Origin of the sequence: Geodermatophilus bullaregiensis, assembly GCF_016907675.1 — a bacterium.
Lineage (GTDB): Bacteria > Actinomycetota > Actinomycetes > Mycobacteriales > Geodermatophilaceae > Geodermatophilus > Geodermatophilus bullaregiensis.
Genome location: NZ_JAFBCJ010000001.1, coordinates 2981723 through 3001988, shown reverse-complemented (window position 1 = coordinate 3001988; position 20266 = coordinate 2981723). Strand labels below are relative to the sequence as shown.

Genomic DNA, 20266 nt, shown 5'->3' with positions numbered 1-20266 from the left:
CCGCCGAGGGCAGAGGCGCCCGCGCTCAGCCCAGGCGAGGGCCGACACCCGGGACTGCGGCGGGCTGCGCGGTGCCCACGCCCCGGGCGTCGCCGGCACGACGCAGCGCCCAGTCGGCGGGCAGCACGAGACGCGGCGCGACACCGACGAGGACGGCGACCAGAAAGGCCGCCGCGGTGAGCGCTTCACCGGTCTCCTCGACGAACGTGGCCATGACCGCCCAGCGGCTCGCACCGCCGAAGGCGCCCGCGACGACGACCGAGAGGCCGGACAGCCCAACGGAGGCGCCGGCGTACAGCGACAGGGTGCGCAGCACGCGCCGGCGGTCACGGCGGTCGCCGCGGCTCATCGACCACAGCCAGGCCAGGACGGCGCCGGCCAGCGCCGCGCTGGCCAGGACGGCGCCGGCGGTGGTGAGGACCGCATCGGCCGCTCCAAAGATCTCGGCGTGGACCGTGCTGCCGACCTTGACCGAGGCGACGCCGGCGGCGACGAGGGCGACGGCGGTCCACCAGGTGCGGCGTCCGGCCTGCTGGGCGCCGCCCACCAGGGCCGCAACCGCCGCAGCGGCGAAGAGCCCGGCGACGTAAAGCCGAGGCACGGAGAACGGCGCGTCCATCGACAGCAGGCGGGCGACCTGTCCCTGGGTTCCCATGAGGGCCACGGTGTAGCCCACGCTCTCCAGGGCCACCCCGACCGCAGCCAGTGCGACGGCGAGCGGGGGGAAGGGGATGCGGCGCCGTGGCGGAGCCCCGGTGCGGGCCGCGCTCCCTGGGAGGTCGGCGGTGGTCAGGACGCGGTCGTGGCCGGTGTCCGGTGTGCGGATGTCGGCGAGCCGGACGGCCCGGCCGACCACCATGCCCAGTGCGAGGCCGACGACCAGCCACAGGACGAGTCCGCCGAGGACCCACGGGAACCACACGACGGTGATTATGGGGCTACGAGCGGCTATGGCGCGCGTGGGCCACCTCGAAGCGTCACCGCGCCGTCACAGTGATCGCACACTGCTCCTCCGTCCCACCGGCTCGGGGACGGCCGGGGCCCGGCCTCAGCCGGCGCGGCGGCCGAGGGCGCGGTAGGTCCAGCCCGCCGCGGTCCACGCCTCCCGGTCGTCGTGCGGCTCGGTGAGCGTGCGGGGCACGCAGGTGTTGGCCAGCTGCTCGGCGCTCAGCTCCGGGTACGCGCTGGCGCACCAGGCGTCGACGTCGTCGCTGCTCCCGAAGCCGGCTTCGACGAGAGTCACCCAGTAGGGGTCGCCGTCGGCGGCGGCCGAGCGCCGGCCGAAGTCGGTGCTCAGAAGCAAGTGAAGCTGCGCGGGGTCGTCCACGGTGGCCAGCGCCGCGCGGCCTCGGCCAGGATGTCGACGGCGAAGAACTGTTGGGTGCCGTTGGCCGCGGTCTGCAGGGGGTCGACGATCCCGACGTCCTTGCTCGCCACCTGGGCCACCCATCGGCCGTCGAATAGCAGCCGTCACAGCGAGTCGGCCCGCAGCGCCTCCAGCTCGGCCAGCGCCTGCTGCTCCGCCGTCCCGGACGCCGGTGGCGCCGGGGGTGTGGCGGGCGGTCCTCCGGACGGCGTCGTCCCGGCCGGGGCCTCGTCGAGCCCCTTGCCGCCGCCGGCCCCCGCCCCGTCCGTCGCGCTGCCCGCGTCACCGTCGTCCGCGGTGGTCCCGGCGTTGGTGGAGATGTCGGCGGCCTCGCTGGACGGCGTACCGCCGAGCCGGTCATCGAGCCCGAGGGACCACGCGACGGCGCCGGCGGCGACCAGCAGGCACGCTACGAGGACGCCGACGAGCGCGCCGTCCCGTCCCACGGCGGCCGGCCGGCGGGGGCGCCGGCACCGGACCCGACGGTGGCGGGGGCGGGGGCCAGCCGCCCCAGGCCGTCGGCGCCGACGGCGGGGACGACGGCCAGAACGTCGTCGCCGGCGCCCGCGGCGGCGGACCCGACGGCGCGGCCTCGGCGGCACGCGGTCCAGGACCTGCACCCTCGGCCGGACTGCCGGCCGGCCGGCGCCCGAGGTCTTCCTGCGACACCCCGACCTCCCTCGGCGTGCGGTGCCCGCGCGAGCTCCCCCGGGCGGGCGGCACCGGCACGTGCCGGCGGGAGGGTAGCCCCGTCCGCGGCCCGCCGGGGACGTCCGGACCGCGGCCGGCAGGAGATCCCGCACCCGGGGCGGACACCCCACCCGACACACTGGGACGGTCCCCCGTCCGCCGCCCCAGGGAGCGCCATGCGCCCGCCCGCGCCCGCCCGGTCCGTGGCGGTCCTCCTCGCCCTCGTCGGCCTGCCCGTCCCGGCCTGCTCGACGCCGGGGTCGGGCTCCACCGCGGCCGGCTCGTCGACGTCCTCGTCCCCGACGTCCGCGCCGTCGTCGCCGCCGGTGTCCCCCGGCCCGGCGCCCGGCACCCCGGTGGACCAGCAGGTCGACGCCGTCCTGGCCGGGCTCGACCGCCGGGCGCAGGTGGCGCAGCTGTTCGTCGTCGGCGTGCCGCTCGACGACCTCGACGCCGGTGACGCACTGGTCGAGGACGGCGTCGGCGGCGTCTTCCTCGCCGGCCGCTCCCGCGCGGCCGCCGCGGACCTCGCCGCGGTCACCGGCCGCTGGGCCGGCGCGGCACCGGGCCCGCGCCCGTGGGTCGCCATCGACCAGGAGGGCGGGCAGGTGCAGGCGCTGCAGGGGCCCGGGTTCGAGCGGCTGCCGCCCGCCGTGGAGCAGGGACGGCTCCCCCCTGACCGGCTCGCGGCGCTGGCCGGCGAGCTCGGCGCCTCGCTGGCCTCGGCCGGCATCACCCTCGACCTCGCACCGGTGGCCGACGTCGTCCCGGCCGGCACCGAGGCCGCCAACGACCCGATCGGCGCCTTCGGCCGCCAGTACGGCAGCACCGCCGCCGACGTGGTCCCCGACGTCCGGACCGTCGTCGACGGGCTGGCCGCCTCCGGCGTCACCGCGACGCTCAAGCACTTCCCCGGGCTGGGCCTGGTCGACGCGAACACCGACGAGGCCGCCGGCGTCGTCGACCCGGTCACCACCGCGGACAGCGAGCAGGTCGCCGCGTTCGGCGAACTGGCCGGCTCCCCCGCGGAGCCGTTCGTCATGCTGTCCTCGGCCACCTACCCGGCCATCGACCCGTCGGCGCCGGCCACGTTCTCCCCTGCCGTGATCGGCACCCTGCTGCGCGGCTCCCTCGGCTTCGACGGCGTGGTGATCACCGACGACGTCGGTGCGGCGGCCGCCTTCCAGGACGTGCCGGCCGGCGACCGGGCGGTGCGCTTCCTCGAGGCCGGCGGCACGCTGGTGCTCACGGTCGACGCCGGGGTCTGGCCGACGATGGCCGACGCCGTCCTCGCCCGCGCCGAGGCCGACCCCGGCTTCTCCGCCACCGTGGACGCCGCGGTCCGCACCGCCCTGACCGCCAAGGCACGCGCCGGCCTGCTCGCCTGACGCCGGGGCGTCCCCTGCGGTCCCCCGGGCAGCTACCGGGTCGTGACCGTGAGCCGGACGACCGCCAGCATCGCCACCGCCCACCCGGTCACGACGAAGAGGTCGCCGAGGTGCAGCCCGTGCGCCGCGGACAGCATCACGACGACGGGGCCGTCCTTGATGTACTGCCCGGTCACCAGCAGGAACGTGAACCCGGAGAGAACCGCCCCCACGAGGAGCGCGCAGAGCCAGCGGAGCACCACGCGACGGTAGCCGGAGTCCCGCCCCGACCGGCGGACGCACGGACCGATCCCCACCGATCGTGGCGCGCGGGGCGCCCGTACCGGCGAGCGTCGTCCGCCCGAGGATCCCGGTCGCTGTTGGACTCGACCAGCACCGTCGTGCGGCCGTTGATCGTCCACGACGGGACGGCGCGTCCCCTTGCCGCACGTCCGACCGGAGGCACGACATGACCCGCACCGGCCGCGTCCGGACCGGCGGCCGCACCCGCAGGCGCACCGGCGTCGTCCTGCCGGCCACCGTCCTGCTGCTCGGCGCGGGCGTGTCCACCGCGTCGTGGCTGGCGGTCGGCACCGGTACCGGCTCGGCCCGCGCGACCACCGTCCAGGACCTCGTGGTGTCCCCCGCCGTCCCGACCGCCACGCTCCACCCGGAGCCCGCGGGCGGCCACGGCTCGTCCACCGCCGGCACGGTCGTGGCCACGGTGAGCAACCCCAACGCCTTCGCCGTCGACCTGACCACGGTCTCGCTCGGCACGGTGACCGTCACCGCGCTGTCCGGGCGGAGCTGCGCGGCGGGCTCTGTCGTCCCCGCGCAACCGTCGTTCGCCCTGTCCCCCGCCGTCCGCGTGCCCGCCGGGTCCAGCGGCGTGCAGGTCACCGTCCCCGGCGCGCTGGAGGTGCTCGCGACCGCCGAGGACGGGTGCCAGGGCGCGTCCTTCAGCGTCCCCCTCACCGTCTCCGGCGTCCTCGCCTGAGCACGCGGCCGGGAGGAGGTGTCGTGGCCCGCGCCGTCTGCCGGCTGCTGCTGGTCGCGGGGCTCCTCGCGCCGGCCGTCCCGGCACAGGCGGCCTGGACCGTGACCGGCCAGGGCACCGGCGGTGCACGGGCCGTGGCCGTGGCCGCCGCGGCGGCCCGTCGGTCACCGGCAGCGGCCCGCTGACCTCACGCACGTCCACCGTCACCTGGCCCGTGCCACCGCCCGGCCCGACCCCGGTCACCGGCTGGCAGATCACCCGCGAGAGCAGCCTGCTCGGGGCCGGCCTCGTCTCCAGCGGCACCTGCGCGGGCACGTCCGCGAACGGCGTCCCCGGCGTCGCCCAGCCCACCGCCGACGGCAGCACGCTGACGTGCACCGACGTCGCCACGGTCTCCGTGGGCACCGTCCGCTACGCGGTCACCCCGGTGTACGTCCGCTGGGTGGGCCCACCCTCACTCCGGTCCCCCGCCACCGTCTGAGCGCGCCCGACCGACGGGCCGGCCTCACCCCTGGGGGTGGGACGGGCCGATCCCGGCTGTGCGGCCGGGCCCGCCGCGCCGATCCCCCCTGCATGACGATCACGCACAACCCAGTTGCTCCCGCCGCGACTGCCGCCCCCGGGGTCGCGGACGGCTGCGCCGCGCTGCTGCCCGGCCGGGTCGCCGTCCTCACCGCGCTGGCCGAGCGGCTGGCCGACCCGGCCCGGCGCCCCGGTGCACTCCTCGTGGTGGGCCTGCTCCGCCGCGACGACGGCTGGCCCACGCCGCCGTCGGCACTCGACGCGACCACCCGCCTGGTGGCCTCCTCGCTGCGCGGGGACGACTGGATCGGCCGCGCGGGGCCGGCGGAGTTCGCCGTCCTCGTCGAGGGGTCCCCCACCGACGCCGACACGGTGGCCGCCCGGCTCACCGCGGAGGTCGGGGACCTCGGCTTCCCGGGACTGGGTGCGGGTGCGGGCATCGCCGTCCTGGAGGACGGCGCCGACGCGGCCGAGGTGCTGCGGCGCGCGACGCTGAGCCTGACCACCGCCCGCTCGGCCGGCGCCGGCTCCGTCATCCGCTACCGAGGGGTCCGCTGACCCCGGGAGGCTCGTCGGGCGGGCTCCTGCCGGGCGGGGACTCGTCCGGCGGGCGCCCGTCACCGCGGAACACGTCCGGGGGGAACACGCGCGCTCGATCGTGACCGAGCTCGCGTCCCTCTGCCGCCCGGACGACCATGCCCAGACCCATCCCGACCACGACTGCGATCACCACCCAGGCGAGCAGCAGCCAGCCCCACCAGACCACGTCTCCCCCAGCCGCCCCGGCCCCCGTGGTGGCTATCCCTCGATGACAAGGCTACGGACCCGACCGGGTTGCGCCTAGTCACGGATCCGCCACACCGCATGTTCGCCGCGCCCGATCCCATTGCTCGCAACGGGTCCACTGTTGTAGACACATCCCGATCCGTTTCTCGAGCTCACGGGAGGGTCCGGCCCCGGACCGGCGGATCCAGGACCGGGGAAGGCACCGAGGTGGACGCAGGACGCACCGGGCCGCTGCGTGCGCGCCCCGTGCCGGCACGGCGGCACGTGGACGGGACTCCCGCGACGCTGCGCAGCGGGCTCGCCATGGAGGCCGCCGGCATCGGCGCCTTCGACTGGGACCTCGTGACCGGCGTCCTCGAGTGGGACGAGCGCTGCCTGGCCCTGTTCGGCCACGACCGCACCACCTTCGACGGCACCATCGACGGGTTCCTCTGCCGCCTGCACCCGGACGACCGCGACGACGTGGCGGCGGCCATCCGGCACGCGCTCGAGACCTGCGGCGAGCTGAGCGCGCTCTACCGCGTCTGCCTGCCGGCGGGCACCACTCGCTGGATCGCGGCCCGCGGCCGGGCCCTGTGCGACGTCGGCGGCGTCGCCACGCGGCTGCTGGGCGCCGTCTACGACGTCACCGACGAGCGGGCCGACGACCTCGGCGTGGCCCGCGTGCTCGACGCCATGCCGGCGGGCTTCTACTCCCTGGACCCCCAGTGGCGCTTCACCCACGTCAACGCCGAGGCCGAGCGGCTGCTCGGCCGCTCCCGCGACGACCTGCTGGGTCAGGTCATTTGGGACGCCTTCCCCGCCGCGGTCAACTCCCTCTTCGAGGAGAGCTACCGCCGGGCGGTGGCCACGGGCCGGCCGATCTCCTTCGACGCGCACTACCCCGCGCCGCTGGACGGCTGGTACGAGCTGCGCGCCTGGCCCACCGCCGACGGGCTGTCGGTGTACTTCCTCGAGGTCACCGACCGGGTGCGCGCGCAGGAGGAGGTCCGGCGCGCCGCGGAGCGGCAGGCCACCGTGGCGCGGATCAGCACCGAGCTGGCCGGCTCGATGGACGCCGAGGTGGCCACCGGTCAGGTGCCCCGCGTCGCCGTGCCGCTGCTGGCCGACGCGTGCATCGTCAGCGTCCTCGACGAGCACGGACGCGCCTCCGCGGCGAGCACCTGGCACGCCGACGAGACGGCGCGCGGGCTGCTGGACCGCTACGCGCGGGCACGCCTGGCCGCACTGCCCTCCCTCCCCCCGGCCGCGCGCGCCATCACCACCGGCGAGGCCGTGCAGCTGACCGGCGCCGAGGCACTGGCCGCCACCCCGGCCGGCGAGCCGCGGCGGATGCTGGCGCAGCTCGCCCCCAGCGCGGCGCTCGCCCTGCCGCTGCGCGGACGCGGGCGCACGCTCGGCCTGATGTCGCTGTTCTACACCGGCGGCCGGGTCCCGACGGCCGACGAGGTGGCGACGCTGTCCGACGTCGCCGACCGCGTCGGCACGGCCCTGGACAACGCGCGGCTCTACGGCACCCAGCGACAGCTGGCCCTCGAGCTGCAGCGCTCGATGCTCACGGCGCCGCCCGAGCCCGACCACGCCGAGATCGTCGTCCGGTACCTGCCGGCCGCCGAGGGCGCCGCGGTGGGCGGTGACTGGTACGACGCCTTCCTGCAGGCCGGCGGGGCGACCACGCTGGTCATCGGCGACGTCGTCGGTCACGACAGCGCCGCCGCGGCGACGATGGGCCAGCTGCGCAGCCTCCTGCGGGGCATCGCGATCGGCACCGGCGCAGGTCCGGCCGCCGTCCTCGGCGACCTCGACCGCGCCATGGCGCTGCTGCAGTTCGGCTCGCTGGCCACCGCCGCCGTCGCCCGGTTCGAGCAGACGCCCGAGGAGATCAGCAGCGGCACGACGCGGATGCGCTGGTCCAACGCCGGCCACCCGCCGCCGATGCTGATCGGCCCCGACGGCGCGGTCTCGGTCCTGCGCGGCTCGCGCGCCGACCTGCTGCTCGGCGTCGACCCGACCGCCCCCCGCCGGGAGTGGGTCGCCGTCCTGGAGCGCGGTGCGACGGTGCTGCTCTACACCGACGGCCTGGTCGAGCGGCGCGACTCCGACCTCGACGACGGCCAGGCCCGGCTGTCCGCGGCACTGGCCGAGTTCAGCGGCAGGCCGCTGCAGGAGCTGTGCGACCTGGTGGTCGAGCGCATGGTGGACGGCCACCCGACCGACGACGTCGCGCTGGTCGCCGTCCGCCTGCACCGCCAGGACCGGCCGCGGCCGGCGTCGGCGGGCCGCTCACAGGTGCCCGACGTCGTCCCGCCGGACCCCGCCGCCCCCACCTGGCCACCGGCCTGAGGCACGACCGACAGGGACCCGGTGCGTGTCCCCGTGGCTGACGGTGGTCGGCTGCCACTCCCCCGACGGGGCCTCGGGCGCGTCCGCGGGCTGCGCAGCGGAGACCGGTGTCCGTCGCCGCTCGGTGACGATGACCCGGAGGATGCGCAGTCCGTCCCGCACCGCGTTGAGCTTGCTCTCCCGTGCACCCGAGGCTGCTCGACGCTGGGTACCTCGATGCTGCGCAGGCCACCCCGAGCCGCGCGGACGTTGAGGATGGTCTCGATCGCGAAGCCGTCCCCCACCGCATGTCCAGGGCCTTGTCGCCGCAGTCGAGGCCCAGCACGGGCAGGACGTCTCGCCAGAAGGCGTTGTAGCCGTAGCAGAGGTCGCTGTAGCACGTGCGGTACAGGATGTTGACCAGCGTGTTGAGGAAGACATTGCCGAGCTCTTGCACGGGCGTGATGTCGAGGCTGAACCCGCCCTGCGCGAACCGACTGCCCTTGGCGTAGTCCGCGCCGTCGAGCAGGACCTCGACGAACGCGGGGATCTCGCGAGGATCGGTCGAGCCGTCGACGTCGATCATCACGGCGACGTCGCCGTGCGCGTTGTTGAAGTCGCAGGCGAGGGCATTGCCCTTCCGCGTCTGCGTCACTATGCGCGCGTCCGGGAGGAGCTGCCGAGCGGTCTCGACCGGCCCGTCCGTGGACCAGCCGTCGACGACCAGCAGCACCCAGACGTCGTCGGGCAGCGCCTCGAACACCGCGGCCAGGTTCGCCGCTTCGTTGTACGTCGGTACGACCACGGTGACTCTCGGTGATGAAGGTCGCGATTCCCATGGTGGGGTCCCCTACCGCACACATCTTCCGATCATGAAGCCCCCCCGTCGAACCGTCTCCCGGTCGCCCGCCTTCCCCGCCGACCGCGGGCAACACCGCGCGATCCCATGACCATCTGGACCGATGGATTCCGCACCGGACGGATCAACCGGGTGTGAGTGGAAGCACCGGAGATTCGACTGAAGAGTTGCGGTCAACCTATGGACTCGGACGCATTCGTCCCCCAAACTGGTGACTACCACCGCATGGACGACGACACGCGGTGACGGGGGGCCGGTGACGCGAGGCCCACAGCAGTCTCGAGGCGGCAACGGAGCCGTCGCGCGGCGGACCTCGTCGATCACCCTCAGCTCTCGGGCGAGCGCTGACCCACCGGGCGTATTGGTCGCCTGAGCCGGTGGCGAGACTGGCCCCTCTTCCCTAGGACCCGCATTATGCCGCGTGCACGCACCTCCTCCCCGCTCCGCAGCACCACGCCTCGCATCAGCGTGGTCATCCCGACCTTCAACGAGGCGAAGAACCTGCCGCACGTGTTCGCCCTCCTGCCGGGTGACCTGCACGAGGTGATCGTCGTCGACGGCCGCAGCAGTGACGGGACCATCGAGGTTGCCCGGTCCCTGCGCCCGGACGTCGTCATCGTGCGGCAGAACCGCAAGGGCAAGGGCAACGCGATGGCCTGCGGCTTCGCCGCGGTGACTGGCGACGTCGTCGTAATGCTGGACGCCGACGGCTCGGCCGACCCGCGGGAGATCCCGGCCTACGTCGCCGCGCTGGTCGCGGGCGCCGACTTCGCCAAGGGCACCCGCTTCGCGGCCGGTGGCGGTAGCGCCGATATCACCCGCACCCGCGCCTGGGGCAACGGCTGGCTGAACCGCACCGCCAACGCGCTGTTCGGCACGCGCTACACCGACCTCTGCTATGGCTACAACGCCTTCTGGGCGCACTGCCTCCCGGCGCTCGAACTCGACGCCACCGGCCCCGGCGAAGACGCCAAGCTCTGGGGGGACGGGTTCGAGATCGAGACGCTGATCAACACTCGCATCGCCAAGGCCGGCCTCCGCATCACCGAGGTGCCCAGCTTCGAGCATGAGCGCATCCACGGGCAGAGCAACCTCAACACCTGGCGGGACGGGCTGCGCGTGCTGCGTGCCCTCGCCGTCGAGCGGGTCAACGGCAAGGGCCGACACGTACTAGTCGTCCGCGAGGCCGCCCTCCCGCTGCCGGTCGTCGCACTGGTCGCCGCACCCTGCGCGGCAGCGGAGCTGGCCCGCACCGCCTGACCGGGACCATGCACCCTGAGCCGTTGCGGCGTCCGCCCGAGATTCTGCACCGGTGGCCCTGGGCGGTCCCGTGGGCTCTGGTGGCCGCCGTAATGTCGCTTGACTTCGTTCAACAGGCACAGCCGTGGTCGGTTACCGTCGTCGGACTGCTCGACGAACCAGCGCACTTGGCGACGGCTTGGGTGGCTCTTGCCGCACTCGCGCCGCGTCATACTCCGGACGCCATCTGGTGGGCAGCCATTTTCGCTTGCGTGGCAATTGACATTGACCACGTCCCGCTGTACCTCACCGACGGCGCCTTCGCGGTAGCCGGCGGTCGACCTCCAACACACTCGCTGGTCGTCGTGGCCCTACTCGTAGTACTGAGCGCAGTCCCACAGATGCGATGGCTCATCGGGGCGGCGGTGGGGGTACTGTTGCACCTGCTACGCGATGTGGCGACCGGACCCGGGGTCCCGCTGTTGTGGCCCTACAGCGACATCTCAACACGCTGCCCCTACTGGACCTATCTCGTCGCTTTGGCATTCCTGGCAAAGGTCAGGTGCTCCCGGACGGTCAAGGCCACATGAACTCTACAGTGTTACAACATCGATCGTCTGAGCGACGCTGAGTAAGAGATGCGACCTCGACCCCACTAGTGCCATAGGGGGCTGGATTGAGGCTGCGGAAGGTGATGCGTCATTCCAGCATCACCGCCCTTTCTGCACGGAGGACAGGCCTGCGTCTCCCAGCGCAGCTACTATGGGAGTCGAGCCAACTGAGTAGAACCAAGACTGCTGGGCCAAGGGACTGAAGAGGCGTCGGCGGAACCGACGGCAGCCGCAGTTGGCGACCGAGCAATCCGTACCTCGACGATAGTGCTCATGGGCTAGGCGATCGTGCCCACAACGGCACAGCAGGAGACTGTGGGAGGTCCCTCCGTTCATACGATCCGCGGCATCCCTCATGCCCCTCTCCCGTCGTCCAGGCCACACGGCTCTTCAATAGTGCCATACAGTCGACACTTCAGCTACACACAGGAGCCGTGTCGCAACACAACGTCATTGCTCTCCGGCCGCCAGTCGACCTGTCAAGTCCGCTCAACGCCTGCAGCAGAGCGACGTGGGGCGCGGCCCTATAGGAAAGCAGGAGCATTACCGCTGCATCCGCAGGAGTCATCCGCAGCCGTACAGCATAACTCGACGAGTTGTCCTGTCTCATCAGCTAACACCACTGTGGAGCATCACTACAGAACGTGACCGCCTCCCGCGACTCATCACTTACCGACCTCGACCGATGGGGCCCGTCCATGTCGTGCGGCGATTCAAGCTACGAGTGGTGACCGTCAGCCGTCTGATAGATCGTGATCGACTAGCCGGAAACGCCAGGGCCTCGGAGGTATCAGGTGGAGCACAGCGAACCGAACGTCACCGTCGTCCTGACCTGTTACACAGAGGACCGCTGGGACAGTATCGCCAGAGCGATAGCGGCGGTTCACGCGCAGTCCCGGCCGTGCAGCCTCGTCGTCGTTGTCGATCATGCTCCCCGATTGCTCGAACGGTTATGCGCGCACGCAGGTCCAAATGTGGTGGTGGTGGCGAATCGGTTCCCTCCTGGAGCTTCCGGCGGGCGCAACACCGGGGCCGATACAGCTACGACCCCACTCCTCGCGTTTCTCGACGACGATCAGGAGCCTGAAGCTGACTGGCTGGCGAACCTGGTCACCGCGTATGCGAGATATCCGCGGGCAGTCGGCCTCGGAGGAGCAATCCTCCCCGTGTGGCCCAACGATCCCCCCCCGTGGTTTCCACCAGCCTTCTCATGGGTGATAGGGGCGACCACACCTGGCCAGCCTGCCGGTGACGTGCGCAATGTATGGGGTGGGAACACGCTCGTGGAGCGAACAGCATTCCTGGCAGCTGGCGGCTATAACACGTCCTTTGGCAAGGTCGGGGCCCTCTCTGAGCCGGAGGACACAGAGTTGTGCCTGAGGATGAGTGCCCTCACCGGCCTGGGGGCTCGATGGCGCTTCGTCCCCGAGGCGGTCGTCCGGCACCGTGTCCCACCCGAGCGGGCCACCTTCACGTTCTTTGTCCGCAGGTGCTGGCTTGAGGGGCGTGGCAAGCGGGCAATGGTGACTCTGGGCAGCGGCCGTGACCTTGGTGACGAGGCAGCGTTCGCGCGTCAAGTGCTCACCCGCGGCGTTCTCGCTGACTTCTGTTCCGTGCTCCGCGGGGAGCGGGCAGGCGCCCAACGCGCTGCTGCTGCCATGATCGGCACGCTGACTGCTGCTGTGGCTTTCACTCTCCCGGTCCGGGTCCGGACGCAAGGCGAGCACCTCTTGGACTTGGCGGCCTCCGGCATACCTGCCCTTGATGACACGTCGGGCCCGCGGGACACCTAGGGTCCAGTCACGTGAGCGACGTTGATCGTGAGGTGGCGGCGACTGTCCGCGACGTTGAGTTGGCTGACGGAATCCCTGGGCTGCCAGCACGCGGACGGACGACGGGTGACTCAGCATGGCTGCTCGTGCGGGCCTTCACAGAGCCACTGGGTCTGATCGAGCGAGAACTCCAGGCGGCGCCGATCCGTCCAGAACAGGTACTGCAGCTCCTCATCGAGGCACTTGGTCCATCTCTAACACAACGCCTCGCTGAGATCGGACTATCCCTCGAACACCTCACGACGGACGGCCTCGGGCGTACGAGCTCGCCCTTCACAGAGGGACGGGTTCGAGCCTTGCGCCAGGCCGAGGAGTGCTCCGTTGTGATCTGTACGCGTGACCGCCCGCGGGGTCTCATGCGCACACTCGAGAGCCTCACGGCGCAGACGCACGCGCCGACCCAAGTCATCATTGTCGACAACACCCCCACCAGCTCTGCTGGCCAGGAGGTGGCCCGCGCCTACGCCGAGCGGCTGGACCTGCAATACGTCGTCGAGCCGCGACCCGGCCTTTCAAGGGCCAGGAACCGCGCCCTCGAGATCGTTCGCAGCCCACTGATCGCGTGGCTCGATGACGACACGTCCGCTGATCGGTGGTGGCTCGCAGAGGTTGTCCGTGCGTTCGTGGAAGAACCAGACATCGCAGCCCTGTCGGGCTTGGTCGTTCCATTGGCGTTGGAGACGACGGACCAAGTGCTCTTCGAGCGCTTCGGCGGGCACTCGAAGGGACGCGGGTTCTCTCCCGACGTCTTCTCCCGGGCAACCGCTGCCCGACAGAGCCCGCTGTACCCTCTCCCACCTTTCGGAGTGGGGGCCAACATGGCCTTCAGGACCCCCGACCTCCTTGCTCTCGGAGGATTCGACGAGGCACTGGGCGCTGGCACACGCACTCGCGCAGGCGAGGACACTCTGGTATTCACGCGACTCCTCCTACGTGGTCGTAGCATGGCCTACCGCCCATCGGCGATCGTCCGTCACCTGCACCGCTCCGACCGAGCCGCTCTGGCCGCTCAGTTGGAGGGATACGGCACCGGGCTGACCGCCTTCTACACAGCAATGGTCCTGCAACGCCCCTCGACTGTGTGGCAACTCCTCCGACTCGTCCCGAGAGCGGTACGGGACCTTTTTGGTGGCGACAGTCCGCGAGTGGCTACCACGGGCAAAGACTTTCCGGCCGAGCTGTTGGCGTCCAACCGTCGAGCGATGTTGTCGGGACCATTTTTGTACGTGAGTGAGCGCCGCCGAGCTCGGCTCCCCCTGCTCCCGCGGACGAAGGGGTAGGCGCCATGACCGACGCCGCAGAATCATCCATCGCTCAAACTTGGGCCCGCCGTCACAGGTGGTTCACCGACCTGGTTGAGGCGGCTGGCAGCATTAGTGGACGCGGTCCATGAACGCTACCTGGGACACGAAGGTGCCCTTTGAGGTCGGCAGCCCCGCGCAGAACGTGCAGTCACGCGATGCATCGGTAACCCCGGACTCCGCTGCGCGGAGGAGACACGTTCCCCCGCGTCATGCGGCAGGCCCCGTCCTCCCGCTGTCGCTGTGCGTCTCGGCTTTGTCAGTCCTGCTGGTCGCCCTCGCCTATGCGGGGTCGCGGGGGGGAGCCGCCTGGGCCGTGCCGCTGTTCTGGACCGGTCAGGGGTTGCTGGTGATCGCGGCCGCAGCTGTCGTACTAGCACGCAGCCAGAGTCCTATCGCGCGCTCCACCGCCGTCATCGCGTACAGCGTCGGACAGTGGCTGAACAGAGTCGCCTACGCACCCGTCCGGCTTGAGTTTTCCGATGAGCTGCAGCACCAGCGATCCGCCGTCGAGATCCTGCAGACCGGTCACCTCTTCCCCGTCAACTACAGCCTCCCCGTGAGCTCCGTATATCCGGGTTTGGAATCCATTGCTGTCGGGTTGGTGCGACTGACCGGGTTGCCACTGCACCAGGCGGCGCTGCTTACTGCCGGCGTCGGGCACGTGCTCGGCGCCGCTGCCCTGCTCGTCTTACTGCGCACGCTGACCCCAGATTCAAGGGCAGCAGCCCTTGCCGCATTGGTCTATCTGGTCGGGCCGTATGCCGTGTTCAGTACGATGTTCGCCTATCAGACGCTCGCAATACCCATCGCCATCCTCGTGGTGGGACAGACGCTGCGTTTGGGGAGGACACAGCGGCGCGCGCGCCGACTCGTCCTCATAACACTGTTGAGTGGGCTCGTCGTGGTCACGCATCACCTCACGGGCTTCGCCACGTTGGCCGCCCTGGCTTGCCTCAGTATCGCTCAGGCCCTGTACCGCGCGAGCCGATCGTCAGCCCCCTGGACGGCAGCAGCGACCGTTGTCCACGCGGGCCTTTTAGGCGCATGGACTCTGACCGTGGCGCACAGCGTAGTCGGGTATTTGAGCCGACCACTGCAGGAGCTGGTGAGCGGCGTCGCCACGGAGGAACGTGGTACTGGAGGCGCGCCTGGTGCTGGTCAGCCGGTGATCGAGCGAGCGTTCACGTACGGGGCAATCCTCATACCCTTAGTCGGACTTTCCGTGGCCATCTTTATTGCATGGCCGCGTGCACAGCGCTTCATGGCCACGCTCAGCGCCACAGCTGTCGCTCTGCAACTCCTGGTCATCGTCATTCGTCTGGTCGCCTCGGAGGGTACCGAACTGGCCGGGCGCGCTTACGCCTTCACGGCGCTGCTCACTGCTGCGGCCACCGCAGTAGTGTTGACCGGAGCGCAGGACGGCCGACTGTCCTCGTCCGGTCGACACCATGTCCGTCGGAGACCTAGCGCCCTGCACGGAGCAAGGACGGCCGGCTGCATTGCGTTGCTGATCCTGACGGTGGGCGGTGTGACGGCGGGATGGCCGCCCCGCTACGAGCGGCTCCCGACTTATCAGGTCGCAGGTTATGAGAGCGCGATGGATCGACACACGATCGAAACCGCCGCGTGGATCGAAGATTCATTCGAACCGGGCAATCGATTTGCGGCGGACTTCGGCAACGTCACCGCAGTCGGCACGCTAGGGAACCAGTTCCCGATACGTGGGAGTTACGCCGCACTATTCACGGACCCAAATTCTGCCGCCGCAGGTGACTTCGTACGTGAGTACGAGATCCAGTATTTGATCGTGGATAACAGGTTGACCCGGCAACTGCCTCCACCAGACCGGGGAACGTGGTTCAACTTCGACCCCCTCGCCGGCACGTACACCCGCCCCATCCCTGCCGCAGCTTTGACGGCCCTCGACCAGGTTCAGGGAGTGCAACGTCTCTTCGACGACGGGACGATCCGCGTCTACGACCTGAGGGGGTCCGTCTATGCCACCGGAGGTCCGTGAGTGGTCGCCCGTCGTTGTGGTCGGGACCGTAACCCTGGCCTGGGCTTGTTTGCTCATCGCACTTGCGATGAACTTGACCCCTGTCTCCGTGCTGCTGGGGCTCCCGCTTGCCTTGGTGGTACCCGGCCAGTTCGTCGTTGTCATCCTCCAGCCAACGGCGCAGGGCCTCGAGCGCTGGGCGCTGGCAGTGGGTTGCTCGCTCATCGTGCTCACCGGCGACGTGGCGATGGCTTCTGCCTTGCCCGGTGGCATCTCGAGTTTGACGGTGGCAGTTACGCTGGCTGCGACGACGGCACTGTTCGCGGCCTTGGCACTCGTCTCGAATCGCGAGGGTTCAGTAGTACTCGATCGTCGTGCGCTGTCCCGATCCACCGGCTCTCGAGGGCTGTGGGCGGTCACCGGTGTGGTTGTCGCCGCTTGTTTGGCAGGCGCTCTGGCGGTATCGGTTGCCAGCGAAAAGAGATTCGACGCCGAGCCGCTCACTCAACTCTCCCTTGTCCCGGCAGCTGGTGGGCTCCTCCTCGAGATCCACAACTTTGAGGGCATCGCGACGGCTTACCGAGTCGAGACGACGCTGCCCGGAGATGCCGTCACGACGCTCTCGCTGACCCTCGCTGACGGCGAGACGTACACGAAGCTTCTACAGCCATCGTCTGAAGGCGAGGTTGTCGTCCGCTTGTTCGGAGGTTCGACCACGGCGCTCGGTTACCATGAAGTGCGAGTAGCAGCGCCGTGACGACTGGCGCCGGGGTAGGCGGGCACCGGAAGCCGCTCTTCGCGATCGCACTGTCCCTATTGAGCGCCCTCAATAGCCGGGCCTTGGTCCGCAACGTCTCCTCGCTGTTCGGGACAACCATGGTGACCTCGCTGTTGGGGTTCGTATTCTGGACCGTAGCCGCACGACTGTCCGACCCGTCGGCGTTCGGCTCGGCCTCCGTCGCCATCTCCGCGATGCAGTTGGCCGGGTCACTCGCCACACTTGGCCTGGGGACCCTACTCCTCGGCGAGCTGGCCAGACGGCCGGAACACCCCTGGCGTCTCGTCGGCGGTGCCCTGGCGATTTCGGGGACAGCCGGGGTCGTGAGCGGAATCGTCACTGCGGTCGCCCTAGGGTTGGTATCGGACCATCCACTCTCTAGTGGAGGGGCCGGGCCGGCTGTCCTATTCGTGGGCGGGTGCGCCGTGACGACGGTGACTATGGTGCTCGACTACGCCCTCATCGGCTTGTCGAAGAGTGGACCGCAACTGACCCGCAACATCATCTTCTCCGTTGCCAAACTGTTGTTGCTTCCTGTCATCGCCATGACGGCCGGCCTAGGAGCGACGGGGATCTACGGCGCGTGGTTCTTGGGTCACCTAATCTCGCTGATTCCACTCGCAGCTCGAGCCAACCATAGCATATGGCCGGAACTAGTGCGCCCTGGGATGGTATTGAAGGGTCTCGGTCGCTCGGCGCTTGCCCACCATGTCACTAACACCAGCTCCTACGCCCCCGTACTGGTCCTCCCGGTGGTGGTCGCGGCTCGTCTCGGAACAGAAGCCAACGCCGCCTTTTATGCGGCCACGCTCCTCATCTCCTCCGCATGGGTGATCACTACCCACCTCGCAACAGCTCTCTTCGCGAGCGCAGGAGCGGCACCCAAGGACTTCGCCCGCGACCTGCGTTTCAGCCTGCGCATCAGCGGAACAGTGGCTGCGCTCACGGTTCTGACCGCAGCTCCTCTGGCCGGGCCGTTGCTGGCGCTCTTCGGCGCTGAATACACACGGGCTCAAGCGGGCCTGGTCTCGTTGGCTTTAGCGACACCATTCGTTTCGGTGAAGCCGCTGTACATCGCCGTCTGTAGAGCGGAGGGCCAGCTCAGGCTAGGGGCAAGGGTGGCCCTTATCGCCAGCTTCGTCGAGATTACGGCTGGAGCCGTTGGGACGCTATTCGGTCTCACCGGCACCTGTGCGTTCTTCGCGGTCGCCAACTTTCTCGAGGCGCTGGTCCTCTGGCCACGAGTGGCCCGGTACGCCGGTTTAACGATCCGGAGCAGTCGCCGACCCGCAAGCTGGACACCCCCAGAGCCGCCGACAGCTCAAGATTGACCACGGCTCGACCTCACGCTGCCTCGTCCTGAGGCAGCGGTCCTCGGGCTGGGACGCCGAGGATGTCCCGGTAGGCTGCCTTCCACAGGTAGGTCAGTCTTGAGCCTGTGCCACCCCACAATGTTTCTGTATTGGAAGTAGGCCTGGTAGCCGACGCAGTTGTGCAAGTCCTCAAGGAATGCGACCATGCCAATGGTGACGTTGGGTCTGTCGCCGCCACTTCAGTTGTCGCCTAGTTGCAACGCCTCATTCGAACAGGGATATTCGTTCGTCGTGGTCCTCGCCAGGGTCACGCCAGAATCGCAGGCCGCGCTTCCGCTGAAGATCTACTTGCCCCAAGCCTCGCGCTCTCGTTCGGCGAGATGCAGCGACGCAGGTCCCACCCCGTCCGGTGACGTCCCGCTCAGTGGTAGATGTAGTCCTCACCGTGTCGGTCAGCGGTGGGGTGACTATGACGCGATCAGGGCCGGCTGCGCCACCTCCTCGGCTGGCTGGGGTCGGTTGAGCTGGGCCATGGGGCCTTCGGAGAGGTGGCGGCTGTCGGAGACCTGCACCTCGTCGTGCGCCTCGAGCAGGACCTCGCCGGCCAGCCGGAGCAGTGCTTCGGGGTGGGGAAGGTCCCCCGCAAGCGGGAGGTGCCTCCAGCCGACGACGTCGGTGCGCCGCTTGATCTCCTTGTTCAGCCGCTCCAGCGGATTGGTCGACCAGATCTTTTCCAGTGCGCGACCGGGAACGCGGTGAAGGCCAGCACGTCCTCGGCCGCGTCGCGCAGCATCGCCTCCGCCGCCGGAAACTGGCGGCCGAGCATGTCGGCGATGACGTCGAGCTGGGAGCGCACATGCTCGGCATCGGGCTGGGCGAAGATCGTGCGGATCGCCGCGGCGACCCTGCTCGGCCAGCGAGCGGTCCCGAAAGGAGCTGACCTCGGCATCGAGGTCGGCGCAGATCCGGGACACCTCGGACGTGCTAATCCCGGTGTCGGCGCCCAGCGCCCGCACCAGATCGTCGACCTTCCGCGTGCTCACGCCCGTGCAGATAGGCCTCCATCACCACGGCGAACAGCGCTTGATCGATCCGCCGCCGGCGTTCCAGCAGCGACGGGAAGAACGATCCGGCGCGCAGCTTGGGGATCCGCAGCTCCAGATCCCCGGCCGTGGTGTCCAAGGTCCGTGGCCGAGAGCCGTTGCGCTGGGCGGTCCGGGTCTCGGTGCACTCGTGCGGCGCGGCGCCGATCACGGCAATGAGCTCGGCCTCGATCAAGGCCTGGTAGATCGTGGTGGCCGCCGACCGGATCCGGTCATCGACCTCGGCGGCCTTCAGTGCCTCGAGCACCTCGAGCAGGGCAGACTGGTCCCGGGCCATCGTGTGCTGTGTCCTTCCGCGAGAACCATTGGCGTGGTCCCGCTGACCATCACACGATGGCCCCCTCTACGTGGTCCTCTACGCGAGCGGTGACCTGGACTTACACCACCAGCGGGGACACCACCCTCAGAACACGTCTCATAACCGGCGCGGCGGCTGCGGCGTGGCGGCGGGGGTGACGTGACGAGCTCCTGGTAGGGCGGGTGGTTCTTACACCGTCCAGCCCTCACCAGGAGCTCGGATGTCAATCTCGTCGGTCTGCTCGTGCCTGTCATGCCCGACGCATGCGGTCACCTCCGAAAGGCCGTCGGCCTACGGGTTCTATCCGTCCTCGTCGCTGCCCGCGGCGCAGTGGCAGCTGCTCGAGCCGCTGCTGCCACCACCGGGCAACATCGCCGGACGGGGTGGCCGGCCAGAGAAGCACGACCGACGCCGGGTGCTGGACGTGATCTTCTATCTGGTCCGCGGCGGCATCGCCTAGGCCGCACTGCCCGCGGAGTTCCCGCCGGCCACAACCGTCTACGGCATCTTCCGCCGCTGGGCGGCCGCCGGCGCCTGGGTGCGCACCCACGACGCGCTGCGCGACCGAACCCGGATCCGCGCCGGCCGGCACCCCCTCCCGACCGCGGCGGTGATCGACTCGGCCTCGGTCCGCGCTGCGGACAGCGTGCCCGCGCGCTCCCGCGGCTACGACGCCGGCAAGCGGGTCAACGGCCGCAAACGCCATCTGGCCGTCGATACCGGCGGGCTGCTGCTGGCCGTGGTGGTCACCATCGCCGGCCTGCAGGACCGCGACGCGGCCTGCCGGCTGCTCGCCGCGCTCCGCGCCCGCTGCTCCAGACGTCCCCCTGGCCTGGACTACTACGGTGAACGTCGGTTCGGACAATTGAACCTTTCCCCAGTA

Annotated in this window: 19 protein-coding genes and 4 pseudogenes; 15 read left to right on the top strand and 8 right to left on the bottom strand. The window is 70.4% G+C overall.

Features of this window, described 5'->3' with window-relative positions:
- Positions 1 to 25: 25 nt before the first annotated feature.
- The 4 genes from JOD57_RS14200 to JOD57_RS14185 all read right to left on the bottom strand — a co-directional run bounded on the left by JOD57_RS14200 (position 26) and on the right by JOD57_RS14185 (position 1812).
- Positions 26 to 922, bottom strand: a complete 897-nt coding sequence (locus tag JOD57_RS14200) for a hypothetical protein (RefSeq protein ID WP_204692616.1) — start codon at positions 920 to 922, stop codon at positions 26 to 28.
- A gap of 126 nt (positions 923 to 1048) precedes the next feature.
- Complete coding sequence (locus JOD57_RS14195; RefSeq protein WP_204692615.1) at positions 1049 to 1303, bottom strand: hypothetical protein; 255 nt, start codon at positions 1301 to 1303, stop codon at positions 1049 to 1051.
- A complete protein-coding gene (locus JOD57_RS14190; RefSeq protein ID WP_204692614.1) occupies positions 1294 to 1437 on the bottom strand; it encodes a hypothetical protein in 144 nt (47 codons plus the stop codon). The genes JOD57_RS14195 and JOD57_RS14190 overlap by 10 nt, the downstream gene beginning before the upstream one ends.
- A 33-nt stretch (positions 1438 to 1470) precedes the next feature.
- The gene (locus tag JOD57_RS14185; RefSeq protein WP_204692613.1) at positions 1471 to 1812 is read right to left on the bottom strand and encodes a hypothetical protein; all 342 of its coding nucleotides are present in this window, start codon (positions 1810 to 1812) and stop codon (positions 1471 to 1473) included.
- Between the two features lie 420 nt (positions 1813 to 2232).
- On the opposite strand from JOD57_RS14185, the gene JOD57_RS14180 reads away from it, so the two are divergent.
- A complete protein-coding gene (locus tag JOD57_RS14180) occupies positions 2233 to 3444 on the top strand; it encodes a glycoside hydrolase family 3 N-terminal domain-containing protein (RefSeq protein ID WP_204692612.1) in 1212 nt (403 codons plus the stop codon).
- A gap of 32 nt (positions 3445 to 3476) precedes the next feature.
- Here JOD57_RS14180 and JOD57_RS14175 read toward each other — a convergent pair whose 3' ends face one another.
- Positions 3477 to 3683: a hypothetical protein gene (locus tag JOD57_RS14175; protein WP_204692611.1), complete on the bottom strand. Its 207-nt coding sequence runs from the start codon at positions 3681 to 3683 to the stop codon at positions 3477 to 3479.
- 209 nt (positions 3684 to 3892) lie between these two features.
- Between JOD57_RS14175 and JOD57_RS14170 the strand changes: the two genes are divergently transcribed.
- The 5 genes from JOD57_RS14170 (at position 3893) to JOD57_RS14150 (ending at position 8071) form a co-directional block, all read left to right on the top strand.
- The gene (locus JOD57_RS14170) at positions 3893 to 4420 is read left to right on the top strand and encodes a hypothetical protein (protein ID WP_204692610.1); all 528 of its coding nucleotides are present in this window, start codon (positions 3893 to 3895) and stop codon (positions 4418 to 4420) included.
- Between the two features lie 23 nt (positions 4421 to 4443).
- Positions 4444 to 4605 carry a hypothetical protein gene (locus JOD57_RS14165; RefSeq protein ID WP_204692609.1) on the top strand — a complete coding sequence of 54 codons (162 nt, stop codon included), beginning with the start codon at positions 4444 to 4446 and terminating at the stop codon, positions 4603 to 4605.
- A gap of 29 nt (positions 4606 to 4634) precedes the next feature.
- Positions 4635 to 4901, top strand: coding sequence for a hypothetical protein (locus tag JOD57_RS14160; protein WP_204692608.1), 267 nt, complete (start codon positions 4635 to 4637; stop codon positions 4899 to 4901).
- A gap of 92 nt (positions 4902 to 4993) precedes the next feature.
- Positions 4994 to 5500, top strand: coding sequence for a GGDEF domain-containing protein (locus JOD57_RS14155; RefSeq protein WP_204692607.1), 507 nt, complete (start codon positions 4994 to 4996; stop codon positions 5498 to 5500).
- 492 nt (positions 5501 to 5992) lie between these two features.
- Positions 5993 to 8071, top strand: a complete 2079-nt coding sequence (locus JOD57_RS14150; RefSeq protein ID WP_307824682.1) for a SpoIIE family protein phosphatase — start codon at positions 5993 to 5995, stop codon at positions 8069 to 8071.
- Positions 8072 to 8477: 406 nt separating this feature from the next.
- Here the strand turns inward: JOD57_RS14150 and JOD57_RS27310 are convergent.
- A pseudogene (locus tag JOD57_RS27310) lies at positions 8478 to 8813 on the bottom strand (glycosyltransferase); the annotation flags it as partial.
- Between the two features lie 564 nt (positions 8814 to 9377).
- On the opposite strand from JOD57_RS27310, the gene JOD57_RS14145 reads away from it, so the two are divergent.
- The 7 genes from JOD57_RS14145 (at position 9378) to JOD57_RS14115 (ending at position 18000) form a co-directional block, all read left to right on the top strand.
- On the top strand, positions 9378 to 10169 hold the full coding sequence (locus JOD57_RS14145; protein WP_307824681.1) for a glycosyltransferase family 2 protein: 792 nt from the start codon (positions 9378 to 9380) through the stop codon (positions 10167 to 10169).
- 80 nt (positions 10170 to 10249) lie between these two features.
- Complete coding sequence (locus JOD57_RS14140; RefSeq protein WP_204692604.1) at positions 10250 to 10738, top strand: metal-dependent hydrolase; 489 nt, start codon at positions 10250 to 10252, stop codon at positions 10736 to 10738.
- An 815-nt stretch (positions 10739 to 11553) separates the two neighbouring features.
- The gene (locus JOD57_RS27305; RefSeq protein WP_204692603.1) at positions 11554 to 12552 is read left to right on the top strand and encodes a glycosyltransferase family 2 protein; all 999 of its coding nucleotides are present in this window, start codon (positions 11554 to 11556) and stop codon (positions 12550 to 12552) included.
- Positions 12553 to 12563: 11 nt separating this feature from the next.
- Positions 12564 to 13871 (top strand): glycosyltransferase family 2 protein, encoded by a 1308-nt coding sequence (locus JOD57_RS27300; protein WP_204692602.1) that lies wholly within the window; start codon positions 12564 to 12566, stop codon positions 13869 to 13871.
- A 337-nt stretch (positions 13872 to 14208) separates the two neighbouring features.
- Complete coding sequence (locus JOD57_RS14125) at positions 14209 to 15912, top strand: putative glycosyltransferase family protein (RefSeq protein ID WP_204692601.1); 1704 nt, start codon at positions 14209 to 14211, stop codon at positions 15910 to 15912.
- Positions 15893 to 16648 carry a DUF8471 domain-containing protein gene (locus tag JOD57_RS14120; RefSeq protein ID WP_204692600.1) on the top strand — a complete coding sequence of 252 codons (756 nt, stop codon included), beginning with the start codon at positions 15893 to 15895 and terminating at the stop codon, positions 16646 to 16648. The genes JOD57_RS14125 and JOD57_RS14120 overlap by 20 nt, the downstream gene beginning before the upstream one ends.
- 446 nt (positions 16649 to 17094) lie before the next feature.
- On the top strand, positions 17095 to 18000 hold the full coding sequence (locus JOD57_RS14115; RefSeq protein WP_239568461.1) for a polysaccharide biosynthesis protein: 906 nt from the start codon (positions 17095 to 17097) through the stop codon (positions 17998 to 18000).
- 449 nt (positions 18001 to 18449) lie between these two features.
- Here JOD57_RS14115 and JOD57_RS27295 read toward each other — a convergent pair.
- Both JOD57_RS27295 and JOD57_RS27290 read right to left on the bottom strand, forming a co-directional pair.
- A pseudogene (locus JOD57_RS27295) lies at positions 18450 to 18931 on the bottom strand (transposase).
- Positions 18897 to 19362 (bottom strand): annotated as a pseudogene (locus JOD57_RS27290) (transposase); the annotation flags it as partial. The pseudogenes JOD57_RS27295 and JOD57_RS27290, both read right to left, overlap by 35 nt.
- A gap of 241 nt (positions 19363 to 19603) precedes the next feature.
- Between JOD57_RS27290 and JOD57_RS14105 the strand changes: the two are divergent.
- A complete protein-coding gene (locus tag JOD57_RS14105) occupies positions 19604 to 19843 on the top strand; it encodes a transposase (protein ID WP_204692598.1) in 240 nt (79 codons plus the stop codon).
- A gap of 78 nt (positions 19844 to 19921) precedes the next feature.
- Positions 19922 to 20200: pseudogene (locus JOD57_RS25450) on the top strand (transposase); the annotation flags it as partial.
- Positions 20201 to 20266: the final 66 nt, after the last annotated feature.